Source organism: Hymenobacter sp. UV11 (genome assembly GCF_004684095.1).
Taxonomy (GTDB): Bacteria; Bacteroidota; Bacteroidia; order Cytophagales; family Hymenobacteraceae; genus Hymenobacter.
Genome location: NZ_SRII01000017.1, coordinates 15,499 through 35,236, shown reverse-complemented (window position 1 = coordinate 35,236; position 19,738 = coordinate 15,499). Strand labels below are relative to the sequence as shown.

Genomic DNA, 19,738 nt, shown 5'->3' with positions numbered 1-19,738 from the left:
TGAAAGCTGAAGGCAATGTTTGAGGTGGTCGGGTGCAAATGGACAGTGAGCTAAGGTAGGTTAAAAAGATAGTGGAGTTTGATTTCGAGCGGGGTGCAGTAGCCCAGGGCGGAGTGCAGCCGCTGGGTGTTGTAGTAGTGGTCGAAGTACTCGGCCAGTTCTAGCCGGGCTTCTTCCAGGTCGGCAAAGCAGGCTCCGCGAGGCAGCAGCTCCGTTTTGAGCGTGCTCCAGCCGCTCTCGGCCAGGGCGTTGTCGTAGGGGTTACCGGGCCGGCTCAGGCTGGCAATGGCCTGGGTGCGGTCCAGTAAGGTGGTAAACGCCTCGCTGGTGTACTGGCTACCGCGGTCGGCGTGCACGAGCAAGCCGGGTGGGGGCTGGCAGACGGTAACCGCCCGGTTAAAGGCGGTCAGAATCAAGTCTGTATGCAGCGATTCGCTCACGTGCCAGTTCACCACGCGCAGGGATAAGGCATCGCGCCAGCAGGCGAGATACGCCCAGTTCCCCGTGGCCAGGGCCAGATAGGTGATGTCGCCGACCCAAATTTGATTCGGGGCCGCGGCCGCGGGCCAGGTGGCGAGCTTATTAGCGGTGGCGATGGCCTGTGGGTCGGCCTGGGTGGTGCGCGGCGGCCGCGTGCCGACTCGCGTACAGAGGGCCCGTAAGCCACTGGTAATGAGCCAGTCGCGCAGCCGCTGCCGGCCTACCTGATGGCCTTCGCGGCGCAGCTGAGCGCGCAACCGGCGCTGCCCATAGTGGCCGGCATGGGCGGAGAAGACCCGCTGCGCCGCCACTTGCCAGGCGGGCAGCGCCGGCTCGGCCCTAGCCGGCACGCGCTTGCGCCACGCGTAGTAGCCGCTGGGGCTGACATCCAGCACGCGGCACTGCGCGCGCACGGGCCAGCAGGGAGCGTGTAAAGCAATGAAAGCGAAGCGTTTCATCGGCCCGTCGGTTGTGAAAATATCGTCAGCGCTTTTTTTAACATATCGAGCTCCATTTCCACACGGGCCAGTTGGGCTCGTAGCTGCTTATTTTCTTGCGCCAGCACGTCGCTACCCGCTGGACGAGTGGCTTGGGCGCGGGCAGCCCGCACCCACTTGCCCAACGCCTGCGCGACCCGCGCCGCCGTCTGCCCATCCTGGCTTACGCGGCGAACCGCCTCGCTCCGAAAGGCCGCATCATACTTCGTTCGCTGCCGTCTACCGGCTGGTTTTTCTGCTTCCATGACAAGGGAAAGTTACTTTCTCCGTGTCCATTTTTACCCGACCACCTCAGTTTTTTCATAGGGCGTTCTGAGGTGATCAGAACTCTCTGCACGCCTCTTGTAAGTGCCCCTCTGAAGCGGGCTAGTCAACTGGCGCTAGGTGTCTTGTTTGAACACACGGCTTTAAAAACTAAGTGTTAAGTGCAGGCGCATGTTAGCATAGTTGTTCATTCACTCCGTCAGGAGATGCCGTATTTGCTGCAAGCTACTTAAGAGTTGGGCATCAAGAGCTTTTCAGAGAAACGAGCCATCAAAAATGCTTAATATAATAATCTATATATAATTATTAGAATGAATAAAGTCTAAGGCAATTGTTTAGGCTTTGCTCCATTATTCCCTTGAGGCATTGCTTAAAAGAGCTTAGTCATTGTTGCAGCGCAACTTGACCGGCTATAGATGAGCAAGCACGCGTACGAAGTGCAGAGCTGCCGGCAAGTAAGCGCATTCGATGCCGAGCATCTGCCAATTTAAATCGTCGGTAACATGGTAAGTCATTGATTATAATTTCCATACACCTCAATATTTGCGTAGATCACTCCTGCTGCTTTAACCCCTTCTAAGTCCCTGAAGCTCTTTACCTAAACTATGTCTAATGCTTTGTTCGCATTCAGACGTTCACTGCAAAGCTGCTGCCATTTTTTCTGCTGCCGAACGAACTGCAAAGCGGTCCTGATAGGCAGCCTGTGCCTGGACACTCATTGCTAGTTTCTCCGGCTCGGTTAGCGCGTGCCAACGCTCCAGCAGACGTTGAGTTCCGGGAAGGGTATCGTCTTCCACCAGGCCGCCGCCACTAGCTTCAATCTCCCGCCATATGTTGACTTGGTTGGAGATTAAAGCTGGCTTACCGCAAGCCAATGCCTCAACCACGGCGATGCCAAAGTTTTCCTGGTGGCTCGGCAGCACAAAGGCCTCACAGCCATAAAAAGCACCCCACTTGGCAGCGCCGGTCAGCATCCCGGGAAAGAAAACAGTAGAGGCTGGCAACTCCGCAGCCAATTGCTTAACGGTTTGGCCATATGTACTTTCCAGCCCGGGACCTGCAATCACTAAAACTGGCAGCTCATAAAGTAACACCCCAAGAGATAATTCTCGAGTCGCAGAGCGCTTATTTGTGAGTGGAGCTATAACTTCTGCGTTTTTTCTTAGTAATGCGCTATATGCCCTAAGCAATAAGTCTACCCCTTTTTTCTCATTAATACGACTAAGAAAGAGAATATAGGGACGACCTTTTATTTCAGGACAGCACTCCAGAAAAGCATTTTGGATAGCAGCTGAGCAGGCCGGTGGTTCCGCTATCCCATAGCCAATGTTGAGTTCTTTTTTCGGTTTATAAGGACTGAATGTTAAGCGAGCCAGCTGGAGTTCTTCCATACAGGTGAAGAGTATCCCATCTGCTGTATTGATAGTTTTTTTCTCTATGAATTTCCAGTAGACCCAGTTTCGTATGGCTTTCAGTCTTCGGCTAGACGCTTTTTGAAAATAGGGATCTAGCATGCCATGAGGCATAATGAATAGTTTGGGGACTTTATTTTCATTGAGTTTGTGCTGAGCATGCATCTTCTTATAGGTGATCAATGCATTGGTAACAGCATAGCTATGATAAAGCCAAATTCCATGCACAATTATTGCATCAAAACGCCCTATGTTCTCTAAAAGCCAGGGAAGAAGTTTTAGGCTATAACTCCAATGGCCTTTGCTGGGCCCTAAGGCGTGAACTGGAAAGCTATCTTTTCCCAAGAAAAAGGCCTCTGGACTATCAAGACATACTACCTCATTATGTACCTGGATCTTCTCTAATTCGGGGATAGAATTGCGAATACCTTGGCTAGGTCCTCCATGGGAGGGATCCATGCTAGCTATAACTCTTAATACATTCACAACAAGGTTTATTATTTTACTGTCTATTCTGTTTGGAGTTACTATTAAGCTAACACCGCGGTATTGACTGTTTTATTTTGGTTAGCCAGCCAATGCCCTAATACACTCCACTTCCATATCCGGGTCCAGTGCAATGTTCCTTTGTAGAACGCTTCAAGCAGCTGTGAGGGCTCAGAAAGCGACAGCAAGTCGGAGGCAGCCATAATTCCTTCGTTCAAGAACTCAGATAATGGCCCTTTTAACCATTCATCCATTGGCAGGGAAAATCCCTGCTTAGGTCGGTTGTATACTTCTTGCGGAAGTTCAGCCCGAAAAGCTTCTACCAACAATGACTTGATTCCTGGCCCCGACTTATACTTCTGCGGCCAGCCTAAAACTGCTTCTACCAGCCTGTGATCTAAGAAAGGAACCCGGATTTCAAGACCTACTGCCATGCTCATCTGGTCGCTATCCCGAAGGAGCATTGGGACCATGTAGCTGTGAATTTCTGCCCAGGATATCATCCCCATCACGTCTAGGGTTGATGGGGCTGGAGGAATAGCAGGAACACCGCTGCCAAATCCCATTTCTTTAAGACTACTGATGGAAGTGAAACGACGGCGGGCACTTGTTAAATTAAGGGCGGAGAAATCTGTTATCCCCCCGAGCTTTTGCTTTACATTACTTGGTAAAGTGCGAATCAATAGCTGACTGAAAGCCGAAGGTGGCATATCAAGCAGCCGAAGCCATGGAATGCTCCGAAAGCTTGGGTAGCCACCGAACAACTCATCCCCCCCAAGTCCCGATAAAGCTACCTTCAGCCCACAGTCCCTTACTGCTTTAGAGACGATATAGGTGTTAATAGCATCTACTGAAGGCAAATCAAGGTTTACCACCGCTTCTTGCACCCAAGTGAGACATGTATTAGGACTGATTTCCAACTCGGTATGCTCAGAACCTGCTTTTTTGGCCACTAATCTTGCTATTGAGCGCTCATCAAAAGTCTTCTGTGGAAACCCAATTGTAAATGTTTGCAGCCTAGAGCCTAGTAGCTTACCCGCTACTACTGTCACAATGCTGGAGTCAATACCTCCACTTAAGAAAGCCCCAATACCTACATCTGAAATGAGGTGCTCTTCTATTGCAGTCGTAACGAGCTTATTGACTTGACTTACACAATCTTTCCGGTTTTTAGGCTTTAACTTAAACCCCTTGTCATCTGGCCACCAGCTGCCTTGTTTAATGCAGCAATTTGATGAATTATCACCTCCCGTTATTTTAAGCCATCCTCCGGGGGAAACGGTATGAATGTTTTTAATAATTTCTCCCGTTTCAGGCAGCCGGCCAAAGCCTATGTATTCGCTTAAAGCAGCATTAGTAAGTTGCGTCTTCTCTGGCTTTAACAAGGCTCTGACTTCTGATGAAAATTGAATCGAGGCACTATCTTTCCGGTACCATAAGGGCTTGATGCCTAAGCGGTCACGAACTAATAGCACAGAGTCATCTTCATTATCATGTAAAGCAAACGCAAACATGCCTTTTAAAGCGCTGAGTCCAGCTAATCCCATTGCGGACAACAGCTCCACTAATGTTTCCGTGTCTGAGTTACCCCTCCAGTTAATGCCGGGAAGTAAATCACGTAATTCTTGGTGATTATATATTTCCCCATTAAACGTAATTGTAAACCGCTTTGAGGCATTTACCATTGGCTGTTTACCTGCTGGTGTCGGTTCAAGTATTGCGAGTCTTGTGTGGCCTAAATAAATGTTCCCTTTTTTATTCATCCATTCACCGCTGCCATCCGGCCCTCTGTGGTGAAGTAAAGCAAGTTGTGGAAGGGGAGTCCTTCCCTCTTCAAAACAGAACTGTCCAATTATTCCACACATGGCTAAGAAAAAAAGGTGCTATATTATAGAAATATATAAGAATTTGTTCAAAACTACGGTATTTGTCTTGGGCGCGAATACTCGAGCGATACTATCAAGGCAAATTAGTCTTGGAACCGTCCTGTGAATATAAGCAATTTAGTTGCTAAAATCCCGGTAGTTTTGGTTAGGTAACCAGTGCTGGGGACCGAGCCAAAAGCTATCTCGACGATCATTAGATCAAGGATTAGGCGGCAGAAATAAAAACCGGGCGCCTAAGCCTGCACTTGATTAGCTAACTCGACGATCTAAAACGGGAACTAATCAAAAAACAAAGCCCTCAGTTCGAGTAAAGTACTTAGCACTCTTTGGCAACTTGCGTAGTTCTTTAGCTGGCACTCCTCCGTAAAGAGTCCACTCTTCTACATAGGATTTATTAAGCAATGATTTTGCACCTAAAACGCAATAGGTAGGCAGATGAGCCCCTCCGAGTATAACAGAGTTGGTTCCAACAAAAGCATAAGCACCAATTAAGATTGGCGCGCTATCCTGCCGGTTTTCAAAAATATCAATAGAATGAGTCAGAAACTGCGACTGATAACCCGCGATGGTAGCAAAACGACCAATCTCAATCGTATTGGTACAGTCAAAATGGTGATTCTTCGTTACAGAAGAAGATTCATAGAGGACCAAGCTCGCTTGACGGCCCGTTTGATGTTTGAAGTGAGGAGAACTGCTATTAGTAGGGAAACCAGTTATCCAATTGCTGCGGCCAATAAAGGATTCCCTTTCCATGCGAATGGAATCTAGGTGAATAGCAACCGTGAAATGATCAATCCTGGCGTGGGCCTTCATAATTAACTTATTGGGGAAAATCCATGCTAAACCAATGCTAGCCGTTGGATGGATTTCATAACCAAAAAGTTTCTCCAGCGCCTTTCGTCTTAAAGGCCAAGGAAGCAGGCTGACAATAATTTTCAAGAACATTATAACAGAAGTTGGCTTGGCCTATTGTAGCAGCTTAATGTAAGCAGCCAGTATCTTTTCGCCATCGAAGCGATGACAGTTAGCAAAACCCTTTTGGATGAGTGCAGTTCGGGCAGAGTTATCCATTAATGCTAGTAACGCATCAGCAAATTCCTGGGCATTAGCAGGATCTGCATGCAATGCTGCTCCACCACTCACTTCCGGCATTGGTTCAACATTACTGGCAATTACGGGTGCCCCACATGCTTGCGCTTCAATAACCGGCCAACCAAACCCTTCAGAGAAGGACGGAAATACAAACGTAAAGCATAAACTGTAAAGCGCCACCAGTATGTCATGATCGGGCTTTACCATAGAAATAACCCGCTCGCGCAAACCTAAAGACTCAGCATGCTTCCACAAAGCTAAATCAACCGGTTCACCGGCAAAGCAAATGTTGCCTTGCCACCGCTCGCCTAGTAATGCCGCCATATCGAGCAGCAGAAAACGATTTTTGCGAACTAGTCTGGAACCTACGTGCAGCAGATACGGGGTTAAAAAATCGAATTTGATTTGTTCGAGCAAGAACTGAGCCTGCGTAGCTGCCATGGGCGAGAACTCAGCATTAAAAGCATTATGAATCACTCGCCATTTTCTTTGATCAGCATTCCGGCTGGAAGTTAGTTCCTGCAGTTGACCAAGAGTAAAATGGGAAACAGCTGCTAAGCGCTTCGCTTTAGTTAAGCTAGTGAGAATCCACCTTTGTAATAGTTTGCCAAAGGGGGAAGCTGGCACATACGCATCGCTGTATCCCAATCCACCTCGGATAGCCAGAACATCATGACAGGTAATGCTCGTTTGGTTAATTGGCAGGTGATTGAGATAAGGCGCGTTGGAATGGTCACAGATATGAAACCTAGTTTCTTCAGCATGTTCAGACTTACTACTCAGGCGCCAGCGCAAGACTAATGGGAAAAGCAACCATTTATCTACGTACCCTAGCCACTTTCTAATGCCAACATTTGCTCTTTGGGGCCCAACGCAAAAGACTACATTAGGTCGCCAGATTTCTGTTCTAAAACCAGCATTACGAAATCCTGTGTCCAGCATCTGAGCAAATCGCTGCATGCTCTCCTGCTGATCAGGGAGGTAATTACCAATTAAAATTATCCGCATACTATTGTGTGGCGCATCGAGTTGCGGAAGAACTTAATTTTTTTAGGGACCTTATAGTGTCAAGCATATTTAATCTGGGTTAGCACCTTATTAATCGTGGTAACTGATTTGTAGTAGAGCTTTGGCTACTAGTGGCTCTGGTCTAGGCAATCTTAATGAAGCAATCATCAATCCTCCAATCAACGTGCAGAAACCAAGGGAGCTAGGCTGGGCCCAAGCACCCTGGGCAACGTTCAGCAATCCTAAGCTTAGCAGCATCCACGGCAGCAGATCGCCTCGGGTTAACTTTTTATAGATGGCCCGTGCGATTTTTATAGCCAGTCCTACTCGGAGCAGTATCACGCTTAACCCCATCAAAGGACCCAATTCACCAATAATCCTACCCCACTCTCCTTCGGCTATCAGGAATTTTACGTCTCCGGTAAGAAGCTTACTCCCTGCATTGGTACCCATCCCAAGACCGTAACCAAAAAAAGGAAGCGCCGATGAAGAAGAGTTAGTAAGTGAGCTGATAAGACCACCTAAAAAGCGGTCTAAAATCACTCCTTCCAACCCACCTTCTGACTCATTGGCGACTTCAAAGCGTGCAGTGAATGCTTCGCTCGCCGTTGTAAAGAGGCTAGACTGACTCAGTACACCTAAAACGAGTCCTGCCGCCCCTATCGCTATAACTAGCCGGCCAAGATTTTCCGGCTTACGGGTACTGGCAACAAGCACAAATAACAGAGAGATGGCTACCTGAAAAAGCAACCCACGGCTAATAGACAGGGGCACGGCAAAAAATAAAGCTAGCGTAGCAACTATCAGAAGCAGCTTGTTAATGGCCTTCGTATCGAGCCAGAAGTAAAAGGCAAAGGGAGCAACAAAGCTAAAAAAATTTGTATTTCCATTTGTAAATGAAAAGGTGCCTGGTGGACGAAAGAACCCCATTGATCCACTAAATCCAGCCCCTTCCATATCACCCCCAACTCCTCGATTAACCCAGGCAGACTGAGGGCTGTAGAACTGTAGCGTAACAAGCACTACCATCGGAATAGCAATCATGAGAGTTGCCTTACCCATCTTAATTACATCTTCACGGGTGAAAACACGTCCTACGACAAACATCAACGGAAAGTGTAGAAGCAATATCCGGGCCCCATATAGTGCAATAAGTAGGCTGCCGTGGCCCAGCAGGGTAGCTGTAATTATGCCGATGATGCCAATCACTACCATTCCAGTTAGGTAAACGTTGGCGGTAAGCAGCCCTCGTCGCCAAGCCACGACTACCAGCCACAAAGCAATGGGGTCGCGTACGATGAGCAGAGGAGCCGCTAGGCCAGGCAGTATCCATTTGCGCAATGCACCCTCAAAAATGAGCAGGAAAAAGTAAGCCCAAACGCCTCTTTTTAGCCAATTAATGATGTCGTTACTGGCCAAATCTGACGCTCTTAAAGCAAGAGGGAGTTGCATGGCATCTTCTGCATTCTCCGGGGATAAGCGCATGGTTAGGAGAGGAAGACGAGAGATAAATTTCTTAATTGTATAGGACTCCTACTTTGCCAGGGCGGCGGCCAACTCCTGGCCGTAGCGTGACCATGGTCTTTGGCGGGCCGTTTCCATCGCTGCTCGCCCTGCTTCGGCAATGACGCTCGGCCGGTGCAGCAAGTGCTCAATAGCCGTCTGCAGGGCTGCCGTAGTGCCAGCCTCAATTAGCCATCCGTTGTGACCGTGCTGGATCACGTCGGGACCGGCCGTACGGTTGGTTGTAATTACCGGGGTACCCTGTGACATCGCTTCGGTAATAACCAGTCCAAATCCTTCAAAAAGTGAGGGAAACACAAGTACATCGTGTTCACGCATAATTCTCAGCACCTCTGCATGTGGGAGGCTCTCAATCCAGTGGTGGCGGCTCAGGGCCGCATTCAGCGCGGGACAATTGTCAGTTGCTTTGCGCCCTACAATAGTCAGTTCAACCTGGGATCCTAACGTTGCTACTGCCGCAAAGAGGTCGGCAATTCCTTTGCGTTGCGAGAGACCACCCACGAAAAGAAGTTTCAAGGGCCTGCCATCACTTAGGTCCGCATACTGGCGTGGCTCACCTACTGCGGGAAAACCATACGGGATTACTTCTACGGATCTTAAAACGCCGGGAAAATCGTTTAGGGTTTCGGCCGTAAACTGACTGGCCACAAAAATTCTATCGGCCAAGCGCAGTTCTTCATCCTTGCGGGCAAGCTTTGCTTCGGAATCCTCAAAATTTGTTAGCGTAGCGGCCCACTCAGGCCATCGAGTTTTTTCCGCTTCTAAAAGCCTGCGGGCAGCACGCCAATAGCCAATCGGTAAATCGTACAGGCATTGGATACGAAGCTGTTTGGCCCTTAGGAAAGAAGCATAGGCGCCATCCTCGTACGCGTACACCGCATCGGCCTCTGGGGGAGTGCAGCCCAGGCTGGCGGCTACCCGCCGGTCGAAGCTCTGGTAAACGGCATCAACCGAAAACAACCCTGTTTCGTGAGCCGTTAAGTTCGGTAGACCGGCTTTCAACGCAATGGAGCGCGCAAGTTCCCGCCATGGCCATAACCGCGTTATCCGTTTTAATGCTGGGTCAAATCGTCGTCGACTGAGCTCGGCTAGTGCAGAAAAAGAGCTGAGACGGTCCAGGAAGGTGCCTGGAAAGGTGGCGACCGTTGTGTGAAAGCCCGTTAGTATACCTGCCTGGAGCAGGCCAGTCGCTACTGCCCGAACATTAGCATTGCCGGTGGGGTGTGAGAGAATAATCTTCATAAAAGCTAACCCGTAGGCTCACTGTGGGAGTAAAGAGCTTGAGCAAGTTCCGGGGGAAGTGAAGGCATAACAGGGGTAAAACGGCATGCGGGTCCCAGCCCTAAGATTTCTCGCCAACGCTTCACCAGTACCTCGGCTGAATAAGTTTCGGCATATAGTTTTTTCTGTGCACTGCGTAATACGCGCCCCTGCTGAATGTCCACGGCTAAGGTTAGTATCGCGGCTTTCACCTCACTGTAAGAAGCAGTGGATGGAATAACCCGAGTGGCCATCGGGTCACAGGCAATGTCTGCCACGCCGCCCCGGTCAGTGGCCACCCAGGGTAAGCCCGCACTCATTACTTCCAGCAAAGCAATAGGCAAGCCTTCGGGGTGGGTAGAAAGAAGCAGATACGCATCGAGGCTGGCTAAAACCGCTTGCAGTTCATCGCGGCTCGTGAAGGGGCCATGGTAAAGAATGCGGGGATGACGCCCGAAAAAATCAGAAGGATAAGCTTGTCCCTCTCCCCAGATGTGAAACTCGATGCCCCTCATACTAGGGTCCTCGCTGAGCTGGCATAGCACATCAATGCCTTTTTCCGGAATCAAGCGGCCATAATAGCCAAAGCGAAGGGTATGACCGGGTGTTGCAGATACACCTGCTATTGCTATTTCTCTGGAAAAGCAGGGAATGCTCTGTACCGGACGCACGAGGGTGGCCTCCATATCCGTGGCATTGCGGCTAGAGCAAGCAACGAGGGAATCGGCGTTGCGCAGGGCCTGTTGATAGCCGCTGGTCCACGTCGCTTGGTCTGCTTTATCGCCAGCGGTGTGATGGTGGTGAACCCAACGGCGGCGACGCGGCAAAAACCAAGAAAAGAAGTTGACGCTGTTCCCCTGCCCGTTAGTATAAAGCGCATCGTAACACTTGGTAAGCCGCTGCAGTCCTATCCAAAACAGCCAGAACAACTGCTTAAGCGAACTGCTGGATTTACCTAGGTACACACGCTTGCAGATGCTCCGAAAGAACACTTCTGTTTCCGGAAGCATCTCGGAATTGCGAATGACCAAGTCAACCGCTGCCCCTGATTCGGCAAGGTTCAGGCAAAACTCCCGAAGGTGGCTTTCAATACCACCCGTCGGCATGTGCTGCGTCGCATAGACCAAGATGGAGCCCAGAGCACCTCCCCTTCCATTAGGAAGAGCTTTGCCCTGGGTAATAGTTTGTAGGGTTGACGGCATGGTATGCACGGTTTAATAACCACTTGAAAAACTTAGCCCAAACCGGCCGTTGCCTTTCCAGCACTAGCCCTATGGCTGCAGCAACAAGCAGGACCATGACAAGAGCTCCAGCTAATTGACCAGCATCGTACGGGCGCTGCTTAAAAATGCCTTGCCATAAGATAAGAAGGGGATAGTGCAGCACATAGATGGGGAAAGTGAGGTCTGCTACCTTTCGGAACTTGTCTATCCAACTACCTGAGACTTTCGAGGGATTAGCGGAAGGCAGAATCCAGAGAGCCAAAGAAATAAACAGACCTGTAAACCAGTCAGATAAAAACTGACCTGCAAAGAAGAGTGGAGGACCAATGCCGTAGGGGAAGGGTGGCAGATAGAGTGCCATGCCTGCCGCCCCTAACAGTCCAGCACTAACTAGTAACCACGCTGTCTCAGCTCGCACCTGTGGCCTAGGAAGCCGGTAGGCCATCACCCCGGCAAGCCACAAGGGCATCATCAATAGAATTTTAGGTCCAGCTACCAAGCAGGCCGCTAGTGGCAGAAGGAGGCCTTTGAAGGTGTGCTGCCGGTAAAACCACAGTCCGAAAATCGTGTAATACCAGAATTCAAAGCTCAAAGACCACAATGGTCCGTTAATGGGTGGTGCTGCCGATATAAACCAGATTTCATTTAAAAAACCACCGGTGATAAAATATCGAGGCCATGATAAACCGCGGGTGTACTCAGTGATAAGCTCAGGGTTAAGCCAAGCTACCACTAACTGAGTAAATGCGGTTAGCACAAGCGCTGGGAATACTACTGAACAAAGCCGGCTCAATCGCGCTTGGGCGTAATGCAAAGGACCTCTGTTATTGCTCGTAGTTGTATGCGCAATAACGTAGCCCGATAGTACAAAGAACACTACTACGGCTGAGTGTGCCGTATTGCCCGGTTCGTTCGGATTAACAGTGAGATTAGGAAACCACATACCCAGCGCATGGTTAAACACCACGACCAAGGAGGCTCCCAGCCGTAAGGTATCCAGCAAAACGCTGGTTCCTCCAGAAAGGACACGAGGCTTAGGATGACTCATATTTGCGAGGGCAGGACTTTAAAAGCCCAAGAAATTGACTACTCAATTGAGCACGACGGGTAGGCTCCTTGACCACGAGTTTGGTACCGACTAGTTCCACTAGGTGTCGAAGCAGAAGCAAGCCTGGCCACACGGCGAAAAGCCCTAGCGGACTATGCCGCTGAAAATACCGCAAGCGTCCCCGATTATTTTGCAACGCGCGCGACTTTGACCAACCAGAGAGGGCATCGCGGTTATCGTGAATAACCTCATTTGAGCGAACTACCCCCATGCGCCAGCCTAGGTCTCGCAACCGACGGGCCCAGTCTACGTCACAGTCGGAGAACGGAAAACGGTCGGGATCCAGCCCACCGGATACCTTCCATGCGTCCAAGCGCACAAGCAAGGGGCTGGTATAAACGACATCCACCTCGCTGAATTCTATCCCGTCAGAGCTTTTTTGCCAACGGTATGGAATTGCCTCCAACTGCAAGTGGTGTACGATGTTGTTCCCTAATGCAAAGTTTAACAGCTCAGGGAATGGTTGCCCTACTCCTGCTGGGCTGCCGTCATGCCGACGCACCGTGAATCCGCAGGCTCCGAGTCTCTCTCTCGTCGCCAATTGCAGTAGTGCCTGCGAAAGCGGCGCTGGCCCCAAAATTTGATTGTCAGTTTCATAAAACAACAAGTACTTGAGACCGGAGAACTTGGCCTCAGCATAGCTTACCCCGGCGTTGAGCCCTGCCGCAAAAGAGGTGTCATCACCGGGATTCGGTAGTACCACTTTTATGGGAAAATGCAATTTGATAGTGTCTTTCTCCAACCATTCAATACTCCCATCAGTGGAGCCAGCCTCATATACAACTACCGCACACCGGTTTTTAAAAGTCGACTCAGGTATCCATTTATTTAATATTTCTAGACACTCCTGTAACAGAGAAAGTCGATTAAACGAATTAATTATGATGGCTATATCTATTTCATTCATATTGTCTGAGTATATAAGTCACGTAAAAAAGCTTGAGCAACAGTAGAAATTTTAATCTCACTTTCTTCGGGTAACGAAGCAGTTATGATCCTGAAATGCTCAAGGTCTGGCTCTAGCAGAATAAAGGAGCACAAGTTAGGCGAAAAAAATCCGATATCATTGGCACTGTAGCCGTTGTGCACATTAGGAGCCGCGACAGGGATACCATGACTCAGAAAAGCAGCCACGCTGCCACTTTTCCCCAAGGCGTGGCGAGGAACAGGCGTCAGGCCTAAGCTGCAGCTCTGCAAGGCTTCTGATATTTGCGCTGGTTCAAGGAAGCCAGTATAATGAACTTTATTCCGCAGACTATCTACTTCTTCGATAAAGTCCCCCAGTGTCCGCATTTTGCTAGCATTCCCTCCGATAAGTAAAATCTGAAGGACCTGATTACAAAGAGCCAAACTTTCTTCTAATCGGATAAGAAAGTCAAGAAAAGGCCTGCTCGTGTCCGCTTGGCTGAAAATGCCCACCCGGAAAATGGCATTTGCCATGTTATTGGAACGCTTTACTACCGGAATATTAGAAAAAAGCGGTAAGGGTAAAACGCGCCATCCCAATTGTGCAATGTGCGTGCTATAAAATGGCAAGTGAGTATGGATCACGGCAGGGTGTATGCCTTTGATAATCCTGATTATAATTGCTTTCTGCAGCACCGATAAAAGCCGATGCTTTACAGAGCTTCCCGTCTCTGCACCAATCCAGCTTTCATGCACCATCAAGTGCACCTGTCGCCCTTGAATGATACCATGCAAATGCTTCAGCAAGAATAATGGCAATCCTTTCGCATGGAATGCATAAGGTACAAACTGCAGGCTCACCCATGAGGGATCAAAATGCGCTAGCCAGTGCCGTGCTTTTCTAAATCGTTTTATTGCTGACCATGCAGAAGGTAGCCTAAGTAAAGACAAGGCACCCGCAGACAGAGGAAGTGAGGTTGAAACCTCCTGTTCGATGCATGGGTCATTCAAAGCTACGCAAGTTGCTAGATGCCCCTGCAGTAAGAGTTCCATCGCTAACTGACGCACGTAATCGCCCACACCGTCCCGCCCGGGCTCGAGACAGCCGCACAAAAAAACAATTTTCATGTTTAGCTATATAATGTAATTACCAGCATGGTAACTTAAAAAGCTATCCTACTTACTGCGCTTAAAAGGATATAGATAGCAACTATTTATTTAAGATAATTTTGCAAATCATCTTAACTTTTGCTTTCAAGGTTGTTCTACCGTAACCAATTTTAACCGGCGATAAAGAAAACAGTGTTTTTTCTGATTCAGTGAGAAACTGAAAAAAGTAACTGTTTATCCCATCATAATTAGTTACAGGTGTCCCTGCCCAATGAATCAGGTATGGTTTTTCTCTCCAGCCGTCCAAGCGTCTGAAAGATGCTTCTTCTAAATAGTCCCCTGCCCACGTTGATTCCATATTAAAAGGTGGTAATGTCAGATTTGTTATTTCAATGTTAGTATAGTTGACCAACAAATTTATCCCAGCTTGATCTTTATATAAATAATTTTTGTGGAAAAGGGTATCTTTATAGTTTGTTTCACAAAAAGATATTAATTTATACAAGTTATACAGTTGGGTATCGCAAGCCCATTGCCCACTATTGAAAACTAATTTCGGCCATAAAGTGGATTTGTTTTTAAAATAAATCTTTGTTTCGGAAGTTAAAGTTTCGTTGGGATTATTCCAATGAGTACATGATGTAATAAAGCCGCTTAATGGTTGTAGAACCAAAGCAGGATTTTTTAAGAATATTACATCGCTATCAACATATTGGTAATTTTCTGTTAGAAAGCATTGTATTTTCTTAAAAGCTGGCCACAACCTATTTTTATCTATCCAAGTTGTAATCTCCAAAACTTCCCACCAAATACAATTTTCTGGTAATTCGAATTTCTTATCATTGTAGGGGATGACCCAAATCGGCAAATCACAGCCAGTTGCTCTCAAAGATCTGCACATCGCAAGAAACTGAAGCTCACTATTTTTATTTGCTAGAGATATAATGCGCTGAAGCTTCATTATTTAATGTATGTATGATAGTGAAAAAGGAACGATTTTTTAAGACATATTCATGTGTTAATAAATGACAAATGAATATGTCTTAAAAATCATGAACTTCATGACATTAGAGTCTATTTAAAATGCTTTTATCAATTATCTAACATTATAAATTCAACAGTTCTGCATGAGAGTTACTCATTGTTTGGCAACAAATTTGTTAAAAACATTTTATATAATTGCTAGTTACAAACAACGCTTGATTTCATTGTATATAATTATTCATCAATGCGACTTTATTTAAACACTATATAACATCTAGGCACAAGTATTAGGCCCCAGAATGCAAACGCATTACACTATCATAAATTTAACTTTTTATAAATTTGCTAGCACATACTGAACAACTTCTGAAGAAACGCTTTCCCATGTAAATTCACGGATATAGTTCATTGCGTTGTTACCTATTGTATCAGTCAGCGATTTATTATGATAACATTGTTCTATTAGCAAAGAAAGCTTGACATAATCACCCGGCATAAAAAGCAGCCCAGTATCGTTATCAATGATTAGATCCTTTTGTCCACAGCAATCAGTTGTTATACAGCATTTACCGGCAGCCATCGCCTGTAACAGACTTAATGGTTGACCTTCATAAAAGCTTGGCAATACAAACAAGGAAGATTCTTCTAAATACTTAAGCTCGTCATTTTCATGAAAACGCGGCACAACAGTAACGAAAGGGCGTAAATACTTAGGCCAGTCCATAAGTACTTCATTAGTACCAGCGCCAGTACCAATCAATAAATAATAAACAGCAATTTTCTTCATATAAAGAATCTCAGCAGATTTAATTAAAATTGCTTTTCCTTTCCTATCAATCCAACTTCCATTAAATAGAACAGTAAACTTGCCTATGTTTCCAGTTACATTTTTTAATCGCAATGGCGTGATGCCATTCCTAAAAACCAGAATATCTTCAGGAAGTCGATGATAATAATTGATTGCAAATTGCTTATCATCATTATTAATGAGCAATAGTTTCTTCGCTCTATTGAGCCCCTTATCACAACCAGAGAGCCGCCATAAAGGATAAAGTATTTTTGATTTTAAGGATACCTTTTCATTACTAATTAAATTATTTTTAGAAGGCTCCCAATACCTTCGCTCTATTCCATGGCTTTCTACAAAACAAGGTATCTCATTATCAACAAAATACCCAGAAGCAGGCTCATGAACAATGAACGCGTCCGGGACAATGCCGAGTTTCTTATAATAATTGTACGCCTTCATTGGGAATAAAGCCTTATGCCATAATCGACCAACTTCCTTAGGCCCTATGTGTATAAAAACAAACCCATTGTCCTGAAATGCTTCCTTCCAATGATATTCCACACGACCCATCCCGGCTTGAGGATTGATGTCAACTTCGGAAACATGGATTATTACTCTATTCATCTTGGCGAATTCAATTTACAACAAATTCAAAACACGTGCTGAAAGAGGCGCATGCGAGTGATAAAAAATTGTACTGCTATGTACTATGCAAGCATGTAAGATAGCTGGGTTGAACCAGACATAACGATAACCTAGATTTTGAAGGGTATTTAATGATGGATGGACTAGAGTTTTGGGCGTTGTAATAGCGATCTATCACTCAGCTATGTGGTGACAAGCCTCCTTACTAGGATCAGAAAGCTGGTCCGGGGAGTCTTCGACTAGGTGTTAAATATGGACCAGCCACTTTCAGACAAAGCATTTTGTTTCCGGTTTGCTTGAGCTGGATAATCAAGAAACTTAGTAGATGTCTAGAAGGTAACTGACTGGCTGCTCCGTGCAATAAGTACAGGTAGAACGAACATAGAAGGGACGTTACGCCGTGGGATACCAATTCATATTTAGCATTCAGCAAGTTCGTGCGTTATCAGCAGTTGGTGCAACCCTTAGCTTAGCTGCCCCTCTGAGGATTTTAACCCAGAGCAAGCTAATGCTGGATACAGAATAGTAGCAAACCCCTTTTTGCTACTTCCCATTTCATTACAATACACTAAGGTATGGCCTTCAGCTATTAAAGAAATGAATTCTGTTTAACTGTATTAGCTAGCAATAATTAAGTCAAAATTAATTTCCATTGCTTCCTAAATAAATTACCTTCTAAATAACAAGTGAATTGAAAATAGTAAATGCATAAAATCCGATTCTGACTTTAATAATATACCTCGGAGCCGGTATTTTCTACAATTAATAATATTTTCTTTTATAAATCTATGATAAAATACTCTCAGATAATATAGGCTATTTATTTCAGCTTTCATCTCAGGGTGTTTATCCAGAAAGTACAATGTCGATTTGTACCTATTTAAAGTTGTTGAAAGAACTTTTTTTTGCTCTCGCCATGGATGTACTACCGAAGCTGACTTCAAAAATAATGGTTTTATCCCTAACCTTTTTAATCGATAGTGAAGATCCACATCCTCCATGGCAGGATAAGGAAATTTTTCATCAAATCCATCAAGATTATGAAAAAACACTTCTCTCTTTATCATAAAATTACAAGACCATAAATAACCACCGGTTTCATTTATTGGGGATTCTTCGTTAAAACTTCGCTGTGGTCTATCAACAGAAATGCTCCCTTCAAATACTAGTACCTCCATATTGCTATTTGCTGCATCAGAGTACTCTTTCAGGAGTTGTGGGTTAGGCTGGCAATCATCATCAATGAATAGCAACCATTCCCCACTAGTGTTACGTGCACCATTATTTCTATTTGCAGCGGGTCCCCTCTTTGGCCCTTCTATCCAAGTAGTCCATGAGTACTTTTCGGCAACCAGCTTTTTGGCTCTGTTATCAATACTATCATCGGTCACTATTACTTCATAAGAGAAAGCATTTGCGGTTTGGAATGACGGGCTAAGACAATCAAGACATTTGCTTAGTAAATCATTGCGATTACAAGTAGGAATGACTATTGATATCATATTCGCTTATTAAGGAGAATGACCAGGATTTTTATAAAAAAGGATTTCTCCAATCTAATTCTAGTAAAACAACTCACTCAAGAAAATAACCCGTTGCAGAACATTGAGCGTTATTGCTGAGCAGGCATATCTAGTTTTTTAACGAACCGAGCTGGATTACCAACCCAAATCTCATTTGAGGGGATATTCTTAGTTACTACACTTCCAGCACCGACAATCGAGTTGTCGCCAATTGTAATTCCGGGTAATACACAGGTATTCATTCCTAGCCAAACATTATCTCCTATAATGACAGGCTTGGAGCCCGTTGCTTCCGCGGAATCACCCTCGTATCTAATGTACGCTTCTTGGATGTGGTTGACAGAAGAGATGCCGCAGTTAGTGGATATGAGGCAATTTTTGCCTATACTCACGCCAAAACCTGCGAAAATAGTAGTATAAGCACCAACAGAACTATTATTACCAATGCTTAAGTAAGCAGGTGCTAAGATATTGCAACTCAAATGGATATCAACATTGTTGCCACATGTGGCAAATCTTGTCTTGAGTATATACTTGCGACGCTGCTCATATTTTCTTTGCACAAAGGAAATGAGCTTAAAAATAATTGTTAACATGGTTACTTTATTATACCGAGTTGTGTTCGCCATTCTGTCTGCCACATTTTATGTCGGACTGGACTCGTATAATGCCTTAACGCTATTTGCTTAAAAGGTCGTAGATTAAGGAAATCGAATTGGTCTGCGTTATTAAGAATAAAAGTCCTTGGGTCAAGTGGCATGAATTTATTTGCATGCAATACAATATGTATAACCGTTTGCTCGCTGAAATATTCGTAGTCAGATCCTAGACTTTTTAAAAAAGATAAGCCTTGTGAAACCTCAGTAAAGTTGCGGTTAGCTATAAAAAAACCAGCATTCACTTGATAATGCTGAGGTGGCGTAATTTTCGTATAGCGGCTATCTAGCGTCCCCCAAACTTCGTCTGGTAAAAACCAACCATTACTGTCTTCACCTAATAATCTTTCTAAGCAAGATGATTTTTCATAAAATACTACGTCAGAGTCAAGAAAAATAGTTGGCTTGATTATTTCGAAGTTCAAGTACAAAAAGAGCCGCTTACCTAAAGGAGCAGTCCGGCAATAATGAATTAACTCATCCAAGTAAGGAAGTAAGCTTGGCTTTACATTAGCTTGAAAGTAGGTGTTATCAAAGGAAGTTTTGATTATCTTTATAAATGAAAAGGCAGATTCTATTAATTGAATTTGAGTATTAATGTGCGTTCCATCCGAATAGATTATCCATGATGCAGGCGTGCCAACGTATCTAATAAAGGATAGAATCGAAAAAATTTGCTCGTTAAAATCCTTGGTTGAAGAAAACGAAATAATTTGTATGTCGAGACATTTACTTTTAGCCACAGAACTGGCCAATTGCCCTAAGTTGCCCATAATATTAATATGCTTTCCAAACTCATTCCTGTGCGAATCAGCAATTTTAGAAGCTAATAGCTTCACCAAAGTACCTTGCCCCTTTATCTTTTTCATAGAATGAAAAAACGT

17 protein-coding genes are annotated in these 19,738 nt (G+C 45.7%); all 17 read right to left on the bottom strand.

From position 1 onward, the window contains the following. Positions 1-50: 50 nt before the first annotated feature. The 17 genes from E4631_RS22840 to E4631_RS22760 all read right to left on the bottom strand — a co-directional run bounded on the left by E4631_RS22840 (position 51) and on the right by E4631_RS22760 (position 19,723). Positions 51-938, bottom strand: a complete 888-nt coding sequence (locus tag E4631_RS22840) for an IS3 family transposase (protein WP_133656253.1) — start codon at positions 936-938, stop codon at positions 51-53. After that, complete coding sequence (locus E4631_RS22835) at positions 935-1,222, bottom strand: transposase (protein ID WP_133656252.1); 288 nt, start codon at positions 1,220-1,222, stop codon at positions 935-937. The genes E4631_RS22840 and E4631_RS22835 overlap by 4 nt, the downstream gene beginning before the upstream one ends. A 654-nt stretch (positions 1,223-1,876) precedes the next feature. Further along, positions 1,877-3,112, bottom strand: coding sequence for a glycosyltransferase (locus E4631_RS22830; protein WP_240735190.1), 1,236 nt, complete (start codon positions 3,110-3,112; stop codon positions 1,877-1,879). A gap of 71 nt (positions 3,113-3,183) precedes the next feature. Next, positions 3,184-5,004 carry an asparagine synthase (glutamine-hydrolyzing) gene (gene asnB / locus E4631_RS22825; protein ID WP_133656250.1) on the bottom strand — a complete coding sequence of 607 codons (1,821 nt, stop codon included), beginning with the start codon at positions 5,002-5,004 and terminating at the stop codon, positions 3,184-3,186. Between the two features lie 303 nt (positions 5,005-5,307). After that, entirely contained in the window at positions 5,308-5,970 is a 663-nt protein-coding gene (locus tag E4631_RS22820; protein ID WP_133656249.1) for an acyltransferase, read from the bottom strand. 21 nt (positions 5,971-5,991) lie between these two features. Continuing rightward, positions 5,992-7,125 (bottom strand): glycosyltransferase family 1 protein, encoded by a 1,134-nt coding sequence (locus E4631_RS22815; RefSeq protein WP_133656248.1) that lies wholly within the window; start codon positions 7,123-7,125, stop codon positions 5,992-5,994. A gap of 90 nt (positions 7,126-7,215) precedes the next feature. Beyond that, on the bottom strand, positions 7,216-8,610 hold the full coding sequence (locus tag E4631_RS22810; RefSeq protein ID WP_174805439.1) for a hypothetical protein: 1,395 nt from the start codon (positions 8,608-8,610) through the stop codon (positions 7,216-7,218). A 48-nt stretch (positions 8,611-8,658) separates the two neighbouring features. Continuing rightward, the gene (locus E4631_RS22805) at positions 8,659-9,891 is read right to left on the bottom strand and encodes a glycosyltransferase family 4 protein (protein ID WP_133656247.1); all 1,233 of its coding nucleotides are present in this window, start codon (positions 9,889-9,891) and stop codon (positions 8,659-8,661) included. Between the two features lie 5 nt (positions 9,892-9,896). Further along, positions 9,897-11,111, bottom strand: a complete 1,215-nt coding sequence (locus E4631_RS22800; RefSeq protein ID WP_133656246.1) for a glycosyltransferase family 4 protein — start codon at positions 11,109-11,111, stop codon at positions 9,897-9,899. Next, a complete protein-coding gene (locus E4631_RS22795) occupies positions 11,065-12,180 on the bottom strand; it encodes an acyltransferase (RefSeq protein ID WP_133656245.1) in 1,116 nt (371 codons plus the stop codon). The genes E4631_RS22800 and E4631_RS22795 overlap by 47 nt, the downstream gene beginning before the upstream one ends. Then, positions 12,167-13,147, bottom strand: coding sequence for a glycosyltransferase family 2 protein (locus E4631_RS22790; RefSeq protein WP_133656244.1), 981 nt, complete (start codon positions 13,145-13,147; stop codon positions 12,167-12,169). The genes E4631_RS22795 and E4631_RS22790 overlap by 14 nt, the downstream gene beginning before the upstream one ends. Next, entirely contained in the window at positions 13,144-14,274 is a 1,131-nt protein-coding gene (locus tag E4631_RS22785) for a glycosyltransferase (RefSeq protein WP_133656243.1), read from the bottom strand. Before E4631_RS22785 ends, E4631_RS22790 begins: the two co-directional genes overlap by 4 nt. An 82-nt stretch (positions 14,275-14,356) precedes the next feature. Then, complete coding sequence (locus tag E4631_RS22780) at positions 14,357-15,217, bottom strand: hypothetical protein (protein ID WP_133656242.1); 861 nt, start codon at positions 15,215-15,217, stop codon at positions 14,357-14,359. A 357-nt stretch (positions 15,218-15,574) separates the two neighbouring features. After that, positions 15,575-16,654 (bottom strand): glycosyltransferase family 4 protein, encoded by a 1,080-nt coding sequence (locus E4631_RS22775; protein ID WP_133656241.1) that lies wholly within the window; start codon positions 16,652-16,654, stop codon positions 15,575-15,577. Positions 16,655-17,343: 689 nt separating this feature from the next. Next, positions 17,344-18,177 (bottom strand): glycosyltransferase family 2 protein, encoded by an 834-nt coding sequence (locus tag E4631_RS22770; protein ID WP_133656240.1) that lies wholly within the window; start codon positions 18,175-18,177, stop codon positions 17,344-17,346. A 110-nt stretch (positions 18,178-18,287) separates the two neighbouring features. Next, entirely contained in the window at positions 18,288-18,794 is a 507-nt protein-coding gene (locus E4631_RS22765; protein ID WP_166647975.1) for a DapH/DapD/GlmU-related protein, read from the bottom strand. 2 nt (positions 18,795-18,796) lie between these two features. Continuing rightward, complete coding sequence (locus E4631_RS22760; protein WP_133656238.1) at positions 18,797-19,723, bottom strand: hypothetical protein; 927 nt, start codon at positions 19,721-19,723, stop codon at positions 18,797-18,799. Between the last annotated feature and the right edge of the window lie 15 nt (positions 19,724-19,738).

What these genes read in the sequence shown, in the direction of transcription:
- E4631_RS22840 (WP_133656253.1), bottom strand. Translation starts at nt 938, where the DNA reads ATGAAACGCTTCGCTTTCATTGCTTTACACGCTCCCTGCTGGCCCGTG.
- E4631_RS22835 (WP_133656252.1), bottom strand. Translation starts at nt 1,222, where the DNA reads ATGGAAGCAGAAAAACCAGCCGGTAGACGGCAGCGAACGAAGTATGAT.
- E4631_RS22830 (WP_240735190.1), bottom strand. Translation starts at nt 3,112, where the DNA reads ATGGATCCCTCCCATGGAGGACCTAGCCAAGGTATTCGCAATTCTATC.
- asnB (WP_133656250.1), bottom strand. Translation starts at nt 5,004, where the DNA reads ATGTGTGGAATAATTGGACAGTTCTGTTTTGAAGAGGGAAGGACTCCC.
- E4631_RS22820 (WP_133656249.1), bottom strand. Translation starts at nt 5,970, where the DNA reads ATGTTCTTGAAAATTATTGTCAGCCTGCTTCCTTGGCCTTTAAGACGA.
- E4631_RS22815 (WP_133656248.1), bottom strand. Translation starts at nt 7,125, where the DNA reads ATGCGGATAATTTTAATTGGTAATTACCTCCCTGATCAGCAGGAGAGC.
- E4631_RS22810 (WP_174805439.1), bottom strand. Translation starts at nt 8,610, where the DNA reads ATGCGCTTATCCCCGGAGAATGCAGAAGATGCCATGCAACTCCCTCTT.
- E4631_RS22805 (WP_133656247.1), bottom strand. Translation starts at nt 9,891, where the DNA reads ATGAAGATTATTCTCTCACACCCCACCGGCAATGCTAATGTTCGGGCA.
- E4631_RS22800 (WP_133656246.1), bottom strand. Translation starts at nt 11,111, where the DNA reads ATGCCGTCAACCCTACAAACTATTACCCAGGGCAAAGCTCTTCCTAAT.
- E4631_RS22795 (WP_133656245.1), bottom strand. Translation starts at nt 12,180, where the DNA reads ATGAGTCATCCTAAGCCTCGTGTCCTTTCTGGAGGAACCAGCGTTTTG.
- E4631_RS22790 (WP_133656244.1), bottom strand. Translation starts at nt 13,147, where the DNA reads ATGAATGAAATAGATATAGCCATCATAATTAATTCGTTTAATCGACTT.
- E4631_RS22785 (WP_133656243.1), bottom strand. Translation starts at nt 14,274, where the DNA reads ATGAAAATTGTTTTTTTGTGCGGCTGTCTCGAGCCCGGGCGGGACGGT.
- E4631_RS22780 (WP_133656242.1), bottom strand. Translation starts at nt 15,217, where the DNA reads ATGAAGCTTCAGCGCATTATATCTCTAGCAAATAAAAATAGTGAGCTT.
- E4631_RS22775 (WP_133656241.1), bottom strand. Translation starts at nt 16,654, where the DNA reads ATGAATAGAGTAATAATCCATGTTTCCGAAGTTGACATCAATCCTCAA.
- E4631_RS22770 (WP_133656240.1), bottom strand. Translation starts at nt 18,177, where the DNA reads ATGATATCAATAGTCATTCCTACTTGTAATCGCAATGATTTACTAAGC.
- E4631_RS22765 (WP_166647975.1), bottom strand. Translation starts at nt 18,794, where the DNA reads ATGTTAACAATTATTTTTAAGCTCATTTCCTTTGTGCAAAGAAAATAT.
- E4631_RS22760 (WP_133656238.1), bottom strand. Translation starts at nt 19,723, where the DNA reads ATGAAAAAGATAAAGGGGCAAGGTACTTTGGTGAAGCTATTAGCTTCT.